Source organism: Methylobacterium sp. 1973, from assembly GCF_040545035.1.
GTDB lineage: Bacteria > Pseudomonadota > Alphaproteobacteria > Rhizobiales > Beijerinckiaceae > Methylobacterium > Methylobacterium fujisawaense.
In genome coordinates, this window is the sequence record NZ_JBEPLA010000006.1 from 230,157 (window position 1) to 246,054 (window position 15,898).

A 15,898-nucleotide genomic window follows, 5' to 3' on the forward strand; every position below is an offset into this window, starting at 1 on the left:
TGGGAATCGCCGGAGCCGGCGGGCTCCGGCCAGGCTTCGATCACTTGAGCTGGTCGAGGGTGTAGTAGCCCGTATCGACGAGGGCCGATTTCCAGTTGGCCTTGGTGACGATCACCGGCGTCAGCAGGTAGGACGGGACGATCTTCTTGCCGTTGTTGTAGGTCTTCACGTCGTTGACCTCGGGCTGCTGGCCAGCCTCGATGGCGTCGATCATCGCCACCGTCACTTTCGCCAGATCCCGGGTGTCCTTGAAGATCGTGGCCGTCTGCTCGCCCGCGATGATCGACTTGACCGATTGCAGCTCGGCATCCTGGCCGCTGACCACCGGCAACGTCACACCGCCGGACCCGTAGCCCACGCTCTTCACCGAGGAGAGGATGGCCGTGGAGATGCCGTCATAGGGCGACAGCACGGCATCGAGATGCGCGGTGCCGTAATAGGCCGAGAGCAGGTTATCCATCCGGGCCTGGGCAGTCGCCGGATCCCACCGCAGGATCGAGACCTTGTCCATGCCGAACTGGCCCGAGCGGACCACGAGCTTCTTCGAATCCAGGTAGGGTTTCAGCACCGACAGGGCGCCGTCGTAGAAAAAGTAAGCGTTATTGTCGTCGGGCGAACCGCCGAACAGCTCGATGTTGAAGGGCCCCTTGCCCTCCTTCAGTCCGAGGGCGTCGACAATCGACGTGGCCTGCTGAACGCCTACCTTATAGTTGTCGAAAGTCGCATAGTAATCAACGTTCGGCGTTCCCTTGATCAGCCGGTCATAGGCGATGACCGTGACGCCCCGTTCATGCGCCTTGGCCAGGACATCACTCAGGGTCGTGCCGTCGATGGAGGCGACCACCAAGATCTTTGCCCCCTTGGTGAGCATGTTCTCGATCTGGGCGAGCTGCGTCGGGATGTCGTCGTCCGCGTATTGCAGGTCGGGTTTGTAGCCTTTGGCCTTCAGCAATCGGACGATGTTGTTGCCGTCGTCGATCCAGCGCTGGGAGGATTTCGTCGGCATGGCGACACCGATGGGATCGCTGCCCGCGGCCTGTGTTGATGTCACGGCGAGCACCCCCAGAAGCGCAGCACTCAGGATTGACGGTCCAGAGCGCAATTTCTTCTTGGCTATCCCGGAAATCCACTGCTTGACGATCATGATTTTCCCCATTCTTATAGTTATATTTATCCGATCAAATTGACGATCTCGCTTTGCCGAGATCGCGAAATACAAACTCAACGAACCGTTTTATTGGTACAAACGCTGATGCACCCGGCCATCCACTGCGATACAGCCGACATGTGGCGCGAGAAACGGCTGCACATATCTATTCGCCGGGACCATTGAGACTTTTAAACTGGACATCGGGCTCTTCGGAACGTCGCCTCCCGGAACCGCCGACGTCAGCGCGCGAGACGCGCTATCTCCTCTCCTATGGAATTGGCTGCATCCAACCCGTTTTTCGTGACCGATTTGTATGAGTTATGAATTGGGCCGTCAATCGGCCCGCCTGGCTTTGCGCGTCAAAAATACGTGGCTTTGACGGGCGCGAGAGCCATGCGCGGCAGGTCGAGTGTCAGGGCGCTGACGGCCGCCTCTCGGCCACGATCGGGCGACCATCGGACACGACGAGGTCGCCTGTCGGGGTCACCGCTTCGCTGTCGCCGTGCTGGGCGGCATCCCGACCGGACAGGGGAAGATTGCGACGACGTGATCGGCCCGGCCGGCTCGCCGGATCGATTCAGGGGTCGCCTTCATGCGCAACGCGCTGTGCGTGCTTCGCGTGATCAGCGACGTTCCGGCGGCCGCGATGGCGATCCGCCCCTGGAACGAGGCTCGACCATGGGGCCGCGGGGCGACCGGCGCGACCATGTCCGGTCAGTTCTGGGCGTAGCGCTGCAAACGCACCGCAGGAGGCGTACCTGGACGGCACCGGCATGACTGGGGCCGCCCATCGACGGCGGCCGACCGTCGCGAATCCGGGGCGGCTCAGCCGCGCCCGACGAACGGCATCTTGGTGGCCATGATCGTCATGAACTGCACGTTGGCCTCCAGCGGCAGGCTCGCCATCGAGAGCACCGCCTGACCCACATGGTCGGGATCCATCACCGCCTCGGCACGCAGGGAGCCGTCCGCCTGCGGGACACCGGCCTTCATCTTTCCGCCCATGGGCGTGTCGGCATTGCCGATGTCGATCTGTCCGCAGGCGATGTCATAGGCGCGCCCATCCAGGGATGTCGCCTTGGTCAGTCCCGTCACGGCGTGCTTGGTCGCCGTGTAGGCGATGGAATTCGGCCGGGGCGCGTGCGCCGAGATCGAGCCGTTGTTGATGATCCGGCCGCCCCGGGGATTCTGATCGCGCATGATCCGAAAGGCATGCTGCGTGCACAGGAACAGGGCGGTGAGGTTGGTATCGACCACCTGCCGCCAAGTCTCGAGCGGCAGATCCTCCAGCGGAACCGCCGGGGCGCCGATGCCGGCATTGTTGAACAGCAGGTCGAGGCGGCCGAATTCCGCCCGCGTGCGGGCGAACAGGGCGGCGATCGAGTCGGGATCGGTCACGTCGGTGGGCACCGCGAGAGCCCCGTCGCCGATCTGCGCCGCGACGTCGTCCAGGGGCTCCCGACGCCGCCCCGAAAGCACGACGCGCCATCCGGCGCCGGCGAGGGCCAGGGCGGCAGCCTTGCCGACTCCCGTCCCAGCCCCGGTCACGATCGCGATTCGCTCAGCCGTCGACATGCGTTCCTCCCGGTTCCGGCGTTGCTCCGCCTGTAGCGGATGGCCGGCGCGGCGCGAAGAGATCAGCGTTTCAGATGCGCGCCGCGGTCACGGTGCGGAGCGACGGGACGCCTGCTCTATGGTGGCGCGTCGCGCGCCGGACGGGGAGGGGGACGGAACGATGGGGCTCAGTGTGTCGCCAGGGCTGCGCCAGACGATCGCCGCGGCGGTGGCAGGGTGAGCGCCCCCGAGATCCCGTTCCTGGTCGGGCTCGACGCGGCGGCGGTCGCGGCCGTTCGGGCCCGCATGGTGCCGGTTGCGGTTCCGGGTGGCCGGATCCTGTTCGAGCAGGGCGAGACCGGAAACGCCCTCTACACGCTCGTCTCCGGCGTGGTCGGCGTCTCAACCCGCGACCACGCCGGTCGGCCGACCCGGATCGCGCGCCTGCGCCCCCCCGAAACCTTCGGCGAGATGGCCCTGCTGTCGGACGCTCCGCGGGCGGCCACCGTGGTGGCCCTGCGCGATTCGCATCTCCTGCGGCTCACCCGGGATGCCTTCGAGGCGGTCATCGCCGAGCATCCGCACACGCTCCTCTACTTCGCCCGGATGCTCGCCGACCGCCTGCGGGCGATCTACGATGGCCATTCGGTCCACCATGCGCCGCGAATCTTCACGATCCTGGCCGTGACGGAGGGGCCCGATCCGGCCCATGTTGCGCGGCAACTCGCCGGGGCCTTCGACGCCCTGCTGCCCGGCGCAACCGGCTGTCTCACCGACTGGCCGGAGGGGGCTGACGAGGCCTGGTTCCAGGCCTTCGAGGGCGGCCATGCGCGCACGATCTTCGCAGCGCACGACATCGACTGCCCCTGGTGCCGGCAGAGCCAGCGGCGCGGCGACCACGTCCTGCTCCTGGCCGAGCCCGGCGCGCCGCCGCGGCCCGGCGCGGCAGCCTATCTCGACCGGGTCCGCTCCGATTGGATCCGGATGGATCTCGTCGTCCGCCAGGATCCGGCGGCCCGGCGCCCGAAGCCCCTGCATCCGGAGGTCGCCGCCCTGCCTGCCGCGATGCGAATCCAGCTTCGAGACGGCAATCGGGGCGATCTGCATCGCCTCGCCCGGCTCGCCAGCGGCGCCGCACGGGGCCTCGTCCTCGGCGGGGGCGGAGCGCGCGGGCTGGCCCATCTCGGGGTGCTGAAGGCCCTCGACGAGGTTGGCTGCACGCCGGATTTCGTCGGCGGGACCAGCATGGGCGCGATCATTGCGGCGAGCCTCGCCATGGGCTGGAACGTCGCGGAGATCCAGGCGCAGATCGAGGCGTTCTTCGCCACCAGCAATCCGATCAACGACTACACGCTGCCGCTGCACGCCCTGACCCGCGGCGCCAAGGTCGATACCGGTCTCGCGGCGCGTTACGGGGGGGTGTGCATCGAGGATCTCTGGCTGCCGTTCTTCTGCGTCTCGTCGAACCTGACCACCGGCAGCACCATGGTGCATCGCTCGGGCGACCTGCCGAAAGCCCTGCGGGCCAGCATCGCGATTCCCGGCCTCCTGCCGCCGGTGCTCTGCGACGAGGGCGTCCTGGTCGATGGCGGCATGATGAACAACCTGCCGGCGGATGTCGCCGCCGGGCTGGAGCGCGGACCGGTTCTGGCCGTCGATGTCGGGACCGACCGGGCGTTCCAGGACATTCCGCAGCGCGGCTGGAGCGGCCGGCTCGTACGCAAGCTGATCGGCTCGCCGCTGGCGATGCCGGGTCTGGCACCGCTGCTGCTGCGCGCCGCCACCGTGTCGAGCGACGCTCAGAGCCTGATGGCGGCGGCGCACGCGACCGCCGTGCTCAAGCCACAGCTCTCCGGCATCGATCTGCGCGCCTGGTCGCGCTTCCGCGAATCGGCGGAACTCGGCTACCGGGAAACCCGCGCCGGCCTTGCGACCGGGAGGCTCGCGCGCTGGCTGGACCCGGTGCGCTGAGATGTCCGCGTGCGGCGGCGCACGCGCGGGTCCCTCGGCCCTGTAACTCCGGGCATTCGGTGACGATGTCTCCTGCAGGATGTCCTTTGGAGATCAGAGCCATGCCCCACACTGCGACGCCTCCGACCGACACCGTGACCGGTTCCGAGCGGGACCGGACCGCTCCGGACGATCGCTCCGCACCGCACGCCCTGCTGCACGGGGCCGCCTTCGTCCTCCTGTGCCTCTGGACCCGGACTGCGCCGGAGCGCCTGCGCGACCAGCTCTCGCCGGAGGCGGAAACCTGCGGCGCGCTCGGCTTCTGAGCGGATCGGATCTGGACGCGGAGGCGTTTTCCGCCGCCGGCGAGGCGGGCAGGACGGAGCGCACGAGACCATGACCGTCGCGGGTGTGAGGTTGCGCCGGGTCGAGTTGCCGGAGGTGGGCCTGAACGTGGCCGAGGCGGGTCCCGAGACAGGACCGCCGACCATCCTGCTGCACGGTTTTCCCGAATTCTGGTTCGGCTGGCGCCATCAGATCGGGCCTCTCGCCGAGGCGGGTCTGCGGGTGATCGCGCCGGACCAGCGCGGCTACGGCCTCAGCGACAAGCCCGCGGGGATCGCCGCCTATCACCTGGATCGTCTGGCAGGCGACGTTCTGGCCCTGGCTGACGCCTATGGCGCTCCCACGGTCCGCCTGGTCGGCCATGATTGGGGCGGCCTCGTCGCGTGGTGGGTGGCGAGCCGCCATCCCGAGCGGATCGACCGGCTGGCGATCCTCAACGCGCCGCATCCCGCCGTGGTCGGCACCTACATGCGGCACCATCCGGGCCAATGGCTGCGCAGCACCTATGTCGGCCTGTTCCAGATCCCGCACCTGCCCGAACGGCTGCTCACGGCCGATCGCTGCCGGGCCCTGCGCCGCGCGCTGACGACCACAAGCCGCCCCGGCGCCTTCGCGCAGGCCGACCTCGACCGCTACGTCGAGGCGTGGCTGCAGCCGGACGCGATGACCGGCATGCTGAACTGGTACCGGGCCCTGGTGCGACTTCCCCGGGAGCGGCCGCCCCGGGTCCGCGTCCCGGCGTTGATCCTCTGGGGGCGACGGGACACCGCGCTACAATCCGGCTTGGCGGAAGCCAGTCTCGCTCTCTGCGACGCGGGGCGCATCCAATGGTACGCGCAGGCCAGCCACTGGCTGGCGCATGAGGAACCCGCTTCGGTCAGCGCCGACCTCCGCACCTTCCTGTGCTGAACCCGTGTTCTGAACCACCGAGCGAACACGGCTTCTTGCCCGCCGCCCGGGCTGAGGTGAGAGCCGAAATCAATGCACGGACGGGTATCGCCGATCCCGGCACCGTCCCGCCCGGAGACGCGACGGCTGCCGCATCGGTCCGCACGCCGTCCAAAGAACGGGTATTATTTTTAACGCCCTGATCCGGAACATTACGATCACTTGTTTCTTAGCTGGTGGCTCATAGAAGCTGATCGGAGCTACTCCACGATGTCTGTTCGTTCTTTTCTAACCGCGGGTGTGGTCTTCGGTGGCCTTCTGGCCGGAACCGTCGCGTCGCAGGCCGCGCCGGCGATGGCGCAGCCCGGTCTGGCGGGATCTGATATGGTCGAGACCGTTGCGATGCATCGGCATTACCGCATGCACCGCCATCACTCGGCCCGGCACCACCGCCGGATGCGGCGCATGAACACGATGCGCCACGGCGACCCGAACGCCCGCAATCCGTCGCGCCCCGGCTACCAGCAGCAGCTCGGCAACACCACGGGCGGCCCGCGCCACTGAGTTCCTAATGGCGCTCGGACCCGCGCTGCGTGCGTCGGATCCGGGCGCCATCCACCGGCGATACGCCTTCTCCCCAGCTGCGTCGGCTTGATCGGCCTGATTCGCCGTCGACGCTCTGCTAAGAGGCGGCATGGCCCGAACCGCCGTCCGCCCCGCCGCCGATACGACGCCCACGCCCGGTCTGGACCCGGCCGGCGCCACGCCGATGATGGCGCAATACATCGAGATCAAGGCTGCGAATCCGGACTGCCTCCTGTTCTACAGGATGGGCGACTTCTACGAGCTGTTCTTCGAGGATGCGGAGATCGCGTCCCGGGCGCTCGGCATCGTCCTGACGAAGCGCGGCAAGCACGCGGGCAGCGAGATCCCGATGTGCGGCGTGCCGGTCGACCGGTCCGACGACTATCTGAATCGCCTCATCGCCCTCGGTCACCGGGTGGCGGTCTGCGAGCAGACCGAGGATCCGGCCGAGGCCAAGAAGCGTGGGCCGAAATCCGTGGTCCGCCGCGAGGTCGTGCGGCTCGTCACCCCCGGCACGATCACCGAGGATCGGCTCCTCGACCCGGCCCAGGCGAACCTGCTCCTGGCGATCGGCCGCCGGAAGACCGGGGAGGGTGCCGTCGCCTACGGCCTCGCCGCGGTGGACATCTCCACCGGCCGCTTCTCCTTGAGCGAGGTCGCGGGCGGCGACCTGTCCGGTGCCATCGCCCGGCACGACCCGCGGGAGATCGTCCTGTCGGAGGCGATCCACGCCGATCCGGCCCTCGCGCGAATCTGGCAGGAGAGCCGCGCCGCGATCGTGCCCCTGGCCCAGGCCGAGCTTGAGCCCGCGGCCGCCGAGCGGCGCCTGCGCGAGCAGTACGGGGTCTCGACCCTGGAGGGGTTCGGCCAGTTCACCCGGGCCGAGATCGCCGCGGCCGGGGCCGCGCTGCTCTACATCGCCCGCACGCAGCTCGCCGCGCGACCACCGCTCACGGTTCCGACCCGCGAGGATGGCGGCGCGACCCTGGCGATCGATGCGGCGACGCGCGCCAATCTCGAACTCACCCGCACCCTGTCGGGCGAGCGGACGGGAAGCCTGCTCGCCACGATCGACCGGACCGTGACGGCCAATGGTGCCCGGCTGCTGGCCGAGCACTTGGCCGGCCCGCTCACCCATCTCGACGCCATTACCCGGCGGCACGCGGCGGTGGCCCATCTGGTCGAGGACGGCCGCCTGCGCGGCAGCCTGCGCGACGCCCTTGCGCGGGCCCCCGACCTCGCCCGGGCGCTGTCGCGAACCGGCCTCGGCCGTGCGGGACCGCGCGACCTCGCGGCCATCCGCGACGGCCTCGCCGTGGCGGCGGATCTCGGCGCCCGACTCGCTGCGATTCCCGACCTCCCGGAGGATCTCGCCCGGCTCGCCGAGCATTTGGCGGAGGCCAACCCGGACCTCATCGCCACCCTGGGGGCGGCGCTGGCCGACGATCTGCCGCTGAGCCGCCGCGACGGCGGCTTCGTGCGGGCGGGCTATCATCCGGAGATCGATGAGGCGCGAACTTTGGGCCAGGATTCCCGCAAGGTGATTGCCGCCTTGCAGGCGCGCTACGCCGAGCAGACCGGCTGCCGGACCCTACGGATCAAGCACAACAACCTCCTGGGCTTTTTCATCGAGGTTCCGCAATCTGTCGGGGAAGCCTGCCTGAAGGGTCTCCAGAGCGAGTTCGTCCACCGCCAGACCATGGTGGACGCGATGCGCTTCACCAGCGTCGAACTGGGCGAACTCGAGTCGAAGATCTCGGGCGCCTCCGACCGGGCGCTCGCCCTGGAAGCGGCCGTCTTCGACGACCTCGCGGCCCGGGTCTTGGCTCAGGCCGAGGCCATCGCCGAGGTGGCCGAGGCCCTCGCGGGTCTCGATGTGGCGGCGAGCCACGCCGAACTCGCCGTCGAACTCGACTGGCGCCGGCCCGTCGTCGATGAGTCCTTGAGCTTCGTCGTGGTCGGCGGGCGCCATCCGGTGGTCGAGGCGGCTCTGCGCCGGGCGGGCGAGCCGTTCATCGCCAATGATTGTGACCTGTCGGGCGATACCCGCGGGCGGATCCGCCTGATCACCGGCCCGAACATGGGCGGCAAATCGACCTTCCTGCGCCAGAACGCGCTGATCGCCGTGCTCGCCCAGATGGGCGCCTTCGTGCCGGCTGCGGAGGCGCGCATCGGCCGGGTCGACCGGCTGTTCTCCCGGGTCGGCGCCGCGGACGACCTCGCCCGTGGCCAGTCGACGTTCATGGTCGAGATGGTCGAGACCGCCGCGATCCTGAATCAGGCGACCCGGCGCTCCCTGGTGATCCTGGACGAGATCGGCCGCGGCACCGCGACCTTCGACGGCCTGTCGATCGCCTGGGCGTGCCTGGAGCATCTCCACGAGGTGAATGCCTGTCGGGCGCTCTTCGCGACGCATTTCCACGAGTTGACCGCCCTCGGTGACCGGCTGGCGCGGCTGGACAATGCGACCTTGAAGGTGGCCGAGCATCGGGACGGCGTCGTGTTTCTGCACGAGGTCGTGCCCGGCGTCGCCGAGCGCAGCTACGGCCTGCAGGTGGCGCGGCTCGCAGGTCTGCCCGGCAGCGTCGTGACCCGGGCCGGGGCGATCCTCAAGAGTCTCGAGAAGGCCGAGATGGGCCGCCCCGCGCGCGCGCGGATCGACGACCTGCCGCTCTTTGCCGCCCTGGCGCCACCACCGCCGCCGGAGCCGCCGCAGGAGGACCCGCTGGGCGCGCTCCTCGACGCCATCGACCCCGACGCCCTGACGCCGCGGGAAGCGCTGGATGCGCTCTACCGGTTGAAGCGCGAGCGAGCGACGCGAAGCTGAGACGGCGGAGCCCCGCAGCGACGCGCCTCGACGCGCGTCAGGCGGGCGCGGGCGAGAACCCGTCCGGACAGGCCGGCCCGTGGCGGCCGGCCCGGCGATCGGCCACGTAGTCGAGGGTGCTGGCCACGACGCGCTCGGAATAGGGTTTCGCGATCACGCCGATCGCCCCGGCGAAATCCGCCGGAATGCGCTTGGCGTTGGCGGTCATGAACACCACCGTGGTGCGTCGGTCGGCCGAGAGCGCCCTGGCGACGTCGATTCCGGTCGGACCGTCGACGAGGTGGATGTCCACGAGCGCAACGTCGGGCGCGGTGGAGCGGCCCATGGCGATCGCCTCGGTGGCGTTGCCTGCGACACCGACCGTGACATGCCCGAGATCGTCCAGCAGGCATTCCAGCTCGAGGGCGATCAGGGCCTCGTCCTCCACCACGAGGATGCGGAGCGCGGCGGCGTTCCCGGTCCCCATGCGTTCATCGTCCTCCGGCCCCGTGGCCGCCGAGCTTGAAGCCTGCACGTCGATTTCTCAAGCCGGCTGCTGGAGCGGGATATCGATGTCGACGGTCGTGCCCGGACCGGCATCCGCCCAGGCGATGGTCCCGCGCATCTGCCGGACCACCATCTCCACCAGATTGCGCCCGAAGCCGGCCGGATTCGGAGCCGCCGCGGCGACACCGACACCGTCGTCGCGGATCGTCATATGCATCCCTCTCTCGGTGCGGCGGGCGACGATCGACACGCGTCCCTCCCGCTCGCCCGGGAAGGCGTGGCGCAGGGCGTTTGCCGTGAGTTCGTGGATCATCAGGGCCAGGGGCGCCGCCATCGCGGCAGCCACGGCGATCGACTCGACGTCGGCCTCGACCCGGCGCCGCTCCGGATCCAGGCCGGCATTCATGTCGGCCAAGAACTCGGCCGCGAAGTCGCCAAGATTGAAATGCGTGCAGTCGCCCTCGGAATATAGCATCCGATGGGCTGTCGAGAGCGCGCCGATCCGCTCGGCCATGCCCTGAAGCGCGTCCCGCGCCTCGCCCTCGGGCGTTCGCCGGGCCTTCAGCAGCATCAGCGACGAAATCACCTGAAGATTGTTCTTAACCCGGTGATCAACCTCGTGCAGCAGGGCCGTCTTCTGCTCCAGGGCGGTGGTCAGATCCTGGGTCCGCGCGTTGACGAGGCGCTCCAGCTCGTCGTTGGTGCCGCGCATCGACACTTCCATCTGGTGGACATAGGTCATGTCCGCCTGGGCGGCATAGAAGAAGGCGAGACCCTCGGCGTCGTTCACCGGCGTGATGGTCATCGCGTTCCAGAAGGTCGTCCCGTCCTTCCGGTAGTTGAGCAGCTCGACGGAGATCGGCTCCGCGGCCTGTACGGCCGAGCGGATCCGCTCGACCGTGAAACGGTCGGTGGCCGGACCCTGCAGCATCCGGCAGTTGCGCCCGACGATCTCGTCAGCGGTGTAGCCTGTCACCTGCAGGAATGCGTCGTTCGCCCAGGCGATCGGGTTGTCCGGAGCGCGGGCATCGGTGATCACCATGGGCGACGGGCTGCGTGCGAACGCGTCGACGAGCGTCGCCAACGGCGGAGCGGACTCGGATCGGAGACTCAACGCATCATTCCACGATTGGGCGGCGTGCCCGTTCGTCCGGCGGCGCCTCCAACACGCCGCGATCCGTGGGACGTGGACACCGCGTTAAGCAAGCTTCTACCAAGGTTGGGGCGCAACACATCACGATCCAGCGAAAACCGGTGCGGCGTAAGGCTGCCACGATTTCGCGAGATCAAGGCCACGAAGGCTCAGGAGTTCCATGCCATGGCGAACCAGCCACAGGCGATGCGTCGCTTCCGGCTCCGCGACATCGTCGAGGACCGGCGGATCGTGCTCATGCTGGCTCTCGGATTCTCCTCGGGCCTGCCGCTGCTCCTGGTCCTCGGCACCTTCACGCTCCGCCTCGCCTTCTCGGACATCGACGTGCGGGCGATCGGCCTGTTCAGCTACGTGGCGCTGCCTTACTCGCTGAAGTTCCTCTGGGCGCCCGCGATCGACAGGCTGAACGTTCCGGTGCTGAGCGCCCGCCTCGGGCGCCGCCGGGCCTGGATGGTGACCACGCAGGCCGCGGTCGCCCTGTGCCTGACCCTGATGGCCTTCTCGGATCCGAAGACCAACCTCGCGCTCCTGGGACTCGGGGCCTTCCTGGTGGCCTTCTGCGCGGCGAGCCAGGATGTGGTGATCGACGGCTGGCGCATCGACGCCGCCGGCAGCGACTTCCAGGGTATCCTGGCGGCGACCTCGAACCTCGGTTACCGCCTCGGCCTGATCACCGCCGGCGCGGGCGCGCTGTTCATCGCCTCGGCGGGGGGCTGGACGCTGGCCTACCTGATCATGGCGGCGCTCATGCTGGTCGGGATGATCGCCGCCCTGCTGGCCCCGGCCTTCGACAGGCCTCGCACGGTTCAGGCGGAGACGCCCGGCCGCTCCCGGTTCTGGTCGATGCGCCGCGCCGTGCTGGAGCCGCTCACCGAGCTGCACGGCCGGTTCGGCGGCGCGCTCTGGGGCATCCTCCTGCTCGTGGCCTTGTTCCGGCTCCCCGATTTCCTGTCCGGCGTGATGGCGAGCCCGCTCTACCGGACGCTGGGCTTCGACCTGAAGGAGATCGCCACCGTCACCAAGCTCTACGGCATCTGGGTCGGCATCGCGGGCGGGTTCGCGGGCGGATGGGCCCTGGCCCGGCTCGGCCTGTTCCCCACGCTGCTGCTGGGCGCCTTCCTGGCCGCGTCCTCGCACCTCGCCTTCGCGTGGCTGGCGGCCGGCGCGCCCGAGATCTGGCGTCTGACGGTCGCCATCTCGATCGAGAATTTCTGCGGCTCCTTCGCCGGCATCGTGCTCATCGCCTACATGTCGAGCCTCACCAGCCCGGCCTACGCGGCGACGCAGTACGCGCTGTTCTCCTCGCTCTACGCGCTGCCGGGCAAGCTGATCGCGGGCTCGTCGGGTTTCGTGGTCGCGGCGATCGGCTATCCGGCCTTCTTCGTCATGACCTCCCTCGTGGGTATCCCGGTCCTGGTGCTCTGCGTCGCGGTCGGGCGCAGGACCGGGCAGGCGGAGGCCGCGGCGGCACCGGCGCGGGATGCGCAAGAGGCGGGGAACCGCATCCCGGGGCCCGAGCTTCCTACCACGGCGCGCGCGCCAGGGGCGGCGTGAGCACGACAGATCCAGGGATTCACGGATGAGCACGAGCGACCTCACCTTAGCCGGCGAGACGCTGCCGGCGGCGACTCCAGAAAAGACGCTGAGCGACGCGGACCTCGCCGCCCTGCGCCGCGCCGTGCAGGTGCTGGAGCGTCCGAGCCTCGCGGGGCGGCTCTCCGCGGCGGCCGGCGCGCCCCTCGACATCATCGGCCGATCGTTGCCGGCTCCGGTCACCGAAGCCGTCAGCCGCAGCACCGAGGCGGCCATGCGGGGGGCGCTGCGCGTCGCCCTGGCGACGCTGCCGCGCCGGGAACTCGTTCCGGCCGAAGGGGAGGGCCTCGGTTCCGTCGCCGCCAAGGCCGAGAGCCGGTTCGCGCAGCTCCTCGGCTCGGGCGACGCCAAGCACAAGGCGATGGCGGCACTGTCCGGCGCGGTCGGAGGCGCGTTCGGCCTCGCGACGCTGGCCGTCGAGCTTCCGGTCTCGACCACGCTGATGCTGCGCTCCATCGCCGAGATCGCCCGGGAGGAAGGCGAGGATCTCGAGACCCCCGAGGGGGCGCTCGCCTGCGTCCAGGTCTTCGCCCTCGGCGGCCGGGCCACGGCAGAGACCGAGGCGGGCGCGGCGCTCACCGAGAGCGGCTATTTCGCCGTCCGCGCGGCCCTGGCCAAGACGCTGTCGGAGGCGGCTCGCTATGCCGGCAGCAAGACGCTCCTCGACCAGTCGGCCCCGGCGCTGATCCGCTTCACAGCACAGATCGCCGCGCGCTTCGGTCTGGTCGTGTCCCAGAAGGTCGCCGCGCAGGCGGTGCCGATCCTCGGCGCCTTCGGCGGGGCGGCGGTCAACACGGCCTTCATGAACCATTTCCAGTCGACCGCCCGCGCGCATTTCACGGTGCGGCGCCTGGAGCGGTCCTACGGGGCCGCCACGGTGCGGGCCGCTTACGAAGTCGAGAAGGCGGCCCTCGGGATCGCTTGATCCGCCCACGGCAAAGCCGCAAGGATCCGCGCCATCCGCACGGGGCGGAGAAACGGAGGCGGCTCTGATCGGCAACGGCGAGATGGTGGCCCGGCTGGCGCTGGCGGCCCTGTTCGGCAGCGTGATCGGCCTGGAGCGCGAGCGCCTGCTCTGGGCCGCAGGCCTTCGCACCCACATGCTGGTCTGCGTCGGCTCCTGCCTGATCATGCTGGTCTCGGCCTTCGGATTCGCCGACGTGCTGGGCACCGCCCACGTGGTGCTCGACCCCTCCCGGATCGCCGCGCAGGTGGTCTCCGGCATCGGCTTCCTCGGAGCGGGGACGATCCTGCTGCGCGGCGAGGTGGTGAAGGGTCTCACCACGGCGGCCAGTCTCTGGGGCGTGGCGGCGATCGGGCTGGCGATCGGCAGCGGCCTCTACGTGCCGGCCCTGGCCGCGACGGCACTCATCGTCGGCATCCTGGCGGGTGTGAAGCCCTTCGAGCAGCGCTGGCGCGACCGGATGCGCGCCCAGACCCTTCGGCTGACCGCCCGAAAAGGCGCGATGTCGCTCGACACCGTGCAGGCGGCGACGGGCGAGCGGGCCTCACGGGTCCGGACCTTCACGGTCCATCCGGGTCCTGATTCGGACCACGAGGAAGTGACGATCACGTTCGTGCGTCTGTCCCGGACGAGCTTCGAGGCCATCGCGGCAAAGCTTCGGGCGATGCCCGATGTCGCGTCGGTGGAGGTGGCCGAGGACTGATCGTGCCCGACGCTGCCCCTCGATCATGAGAACAGCGAGGTGGCTCGAAGGCGCGCGACGAGAGCCCCCAGGGACAGCCTGGGCTGAGGGGGCTCAGGCCGCCCCGGCGCCCTCGCCGTCGAGGAACAGGCGGTAGGCCGGGTTCTCGGTCTCGTCGGTGGCCGGGTAACCGAGGGCGTCGATGGCGGCGTCGAACCGGGCGCGCTCGGGCGGCGGCACCGCGATCCCGGCGAGCACCCGGCCGTAATCGGCGCCGTGGTTGCGGTAGTGGAACAGCGTGATGTCGAAATCCGGCCCGAGGGCGTCGAGGAACTTCATCAGCGCACCCGGCCGCTCCGGGAACTGGAAGCGGAACAGCCGCTCGTGCGCGACCCCGACGGCACGGCCGCCGACCATGTAGCGGACATGGACCTTGGCCATCTCGTTGTCGCTCATGTCGAGGACGCGATAGCCGGCCTCGCGCAGCGAAGCGATCAGCGCCTGCTTCTCGCGCTTGCCGCCGCTGACGTTGATGCCGACGAAGATCTGCGCCTCCGAGCCCGGCGCATGGCGGTAGTTGAATTCCGTGATCGCCCGCGGTCCGAGGGCGTTGATGAAGGCGCGGTAGGCGCCGGGGCGCTCGGGGATCGTCACGCCGATCAGGACCTCGCGCTGCTCGCCGATCTCGGCGCGCTCGGCGATGTGGCGCAGGCGGTCGAAATTCAGGTTCGCCCCCGAGGAGATGGCGATCAGCGTGCCGTCACCGCCCTCGCGCTCGGCATACAGCTTGGCGCCGGCGAGGCTCAGCGCCCCGGAGGGCTCCGACACCGCGCGGGTGTCGTCGAAGATGTCCTTGATCGCCGCGCACATGGCGTCGGTATCGACGGTGATGACCTCGTCGAGATGCGCGCGGCAGAGCCGGAAGGTCTCCTCGCCGGCCTGACGCACGGCGACGCCGTCGGCGAACAGGCCGACACTGGGCAGGCTGACCCGCGTATCGGCCGCCAGTGCCGCGGCCATGCAGGCGGCGTCCTCCGGCTCGACACCGATCACCTTGGTGCCCGGCCGCAGATACTTCACGAAGGTGGCGACGCCGGCAGCGAGCCCGCCGCCGCCCACCGGCACGAAGATCGCCTCGATCGCGCCGGTATGCTGCTCCAGGATCTCCTTGCCGATGGTGCCCTGGCCGGCGATCACGTCGGGATCGTCGAAGGGGTGCAGGAAGGTCAGGCCCTGCTCGGCCTCGAGGGTCTTGGCCTGCGCGAGCGCCTCGTCGAAGGCGTCGCCGTGCAGAACGACCTCGGCCCCCCGGGCCCGGCAGGCATCGACCTTGATCGACGGGGTGGTGCGCGGCATCACGATCACGGCGCGCGCCCCGAGCTTGGCGGCGGCCAGCGCCACGCCCTGCGCGTGGTTGCCCGCCGAGGCGCAGACGACGCCGCGGGCGATCTGGTCCGGACTGAGGCCGGACATCTTGTTGTAGGCGCCGCGCAGCTTGAACGAGAAGACCGGCTGGAGATCCTCGCGCTTCAGCAGGACCGGCCGCCCGAGCCGCTGCGTCAGCCGGGGCATCGGGTCGAGTGGGCTCTCGATCGCCACGTCGTAGACGCGGGCGGTGAGGATCTTGCGGATGTAGTCCGTCACGGTGTGGAGTCTCGGCCGATGCGCGGGGCTGTGCCGGCCAGATAGACCCTCCGGCCCGCGGATGCGAGCGCGCCCAC

13 protein-coding genes are annotated in these 15,898 nt (G+C 69.6%); 8 read left to right on the plus strand and 5 right to left on the minus strand.

The genetic code is table 11. The features are described from left to right. Positions 1-40: 40 nt before the first annotated feature. The gene (gene chvE / locus ABIC70_RS14165) at positions 41-1,102 is read right to left on the minus strand and encodes a multiple monosaccharide ABC transporter substrate-binding protein (protein WP_354439987.1); all 1,062 of its coding nucleotides are present in this window, start codon (positions 1,100-1,102) and stop codon (positions 41-43) included. Between the two features lie 873 nt (positions 1,103-1,975). After that, positions 1,976-2,725 (minus strand): SDR family oxidoreductase, encoded by a 750-nt coding sequence (locus ABIC70_RS14170; RefSeq protein WP_043356518.1) that lies wholly within the window; start codon positions 2,723-2,725, stop codon positions 1,976-1,978. A gap of 216 nt (positions 2,726-2,941) precedes the next feature. Here ABIC70_RS14170 and ABIC70_RS14175 point away from each other — a divergent pair, with 216 nt between their 5' ends. The 5 genes from ABIC70_RS14175 to mutS all read left to right on the plus strand — a co-directional run bounded on the left by ABIC70_RS14175 (position 2,942) and on the right by mutS (position 9,299). Beyond that, positions 2,942-4,675 (plus strand): patatin-like phospholipase family protein, encoded by a 1,734-nt coding sequence (locus ABIC70_RS14175; RefSeq protein WP_354439946.1) that lies wholly within the window; start codon positions 2,942-2,944, stop codon positions 4,673-4,675. A 101-nt stretch (positions 4,676-4,776) separates the two neighbouring features. After that, complete coding sequence (locus tag ABIC70_RS14180) at positions 4,777-4,980, plus strand: hypothetical protein (RefSeq protein WP_043356522.1); 204 nt, start codon at positions 4,777-4,779, stop codon at positions 4,978-4,980. A 70-nt stretch (positions 4,981-5,050) separates the two neighbouring features. Continuing rightward, positions 5,051-5,908 carry an alpha/beta fold hydrolase gene (locus tag ABIC70_RS14185; protein ID WP_111474220.1) on the plus strand — a complete coding sequence of 286 codons (858 nt, stop codon included), beginning with the start codon at positions 5,051-5,053 and terminating at the stop codon, positions 5,906-5,908. Positions 5,909-6,157: 249 nt separating this feature from the next. Then, the gene (locus tag ABIC70_RS14190) at positions 6,158-6,451 is read left to right on the plus strand and encodes a hypothetical protein (protein WP_043755719.1); all 294 of its coding nucleotides are present in this window, start codon (positions 6,158-6,160) and stop codon (positions 6,449-6,451) included. 130 nt (positions 6,452-6,581) lie between these two features. Then, positions 6,582-9,299, plus strand: coding sequence for a DNA mismatch repair protein MutS (gene mutS, locus ABIC70_RS14195; protein WP_354439947.1), 2,718 nt, complete (start codon positions 6,582-6,584; stop codon positions 9,297-9,299). A gap of 37 nt (positions 9,300-9,336) precedes the next feature. Here the strand turns inward: mutS and ABIC70_RS14200 are convergent, their stop codons facing one another. Both ABIC70_RS14200 and ABIC70_RS14205 read right to left on the minus strand, forming a co-directional pair. After that, on the minus strand, positions 9,337-9,765 hold the full coding sequence (locus ABIC70_RS14200; protein ID WP_354439948.1) for a response regulator: 429 nt from the start codon (positions 9,763-9,765) through the stop codon (positions 9,337-9,339). A 57-nt stretch (positions 9,766-9,822) separates the two neighbouring features. Further along, positions 9,823-10,869, minus strand: coding sequence for a histidine kinase dimerization/phosphoacceptor domain -containing protein (locus tag ABIC70_RS14205; RefSeq protein ID WP_043356531.1), 1,047 nt, complete (start codon positions 10,867-10,869; stop codon positions 9,823-9,825). 234 nt (positions 10,870-11,103) lie between these two features. Here ABIC70_RS14205 and ABIC70_RS14210 point away from each other — a divergent pair, with 234 nt between their 5' ends. The 3 genes from ABIC70_RS14210 to ABIC70_RS14220 all read left to right on the plus strand — a co-directional run bounded on the left by ABIC70_RS14210 (position 11,104) and on the right by ABIC70_RS14220 (position 14,198). Further along, positions 11,104-12,492, plus strand: a complete 1,389-nt coding sequence (locus ABIC70_RS14210) for an AmpG family muropeptide MFS transporter (RefSeq protein WP_043383348.1) — start codon at positions 11,104-11,106, stop codon at positions 12,490-12,492. A gap of 25 nt (positions 12,493-12,517) precedes the next feature. Beyond that, positions 12,518-13,456, plus strand: a complete 939-nt coding sequence (locus ABIC70_RS14215; RefSeq protein WP_043356534.1) for an EcsC family protein — start codon at positions 12,518-12,520, stop codon at positions 13,454-13,456. Positions 13,457-13,538: 82 nt separating this feature from the next. Next, positions 13,539-14,198: an MgtC/SapB family protein gene (locus tag ABIC70_RS14220; RefSeq protein WP_081948678.1), complete on the plus strand. Its 660-nt coding sequence runs from the start codon at positions 13,539-13,541 to the stop codon at positions 14,196-14,198. Between the two features lie 93 nt (positions 14,199-14,291). Here ABIC70_RS14220 and ilvA read toward each other — a convergent pair whose 3' ends face one another. Beyond that, on the minus strand, positions 14,292-15,884 hold the full coding sequence (gene ilvA, locus ABIC70_RS14225; protein WP_075379635.1) for a threonine ammonia-lyase, biosynthetic: 1,593 nt from the start codon (positions 15,882-15,884) through the stop codon (positions 14,292-14,294). Positions 15,885-15,898: the final 14 nt, after the last annotated feature.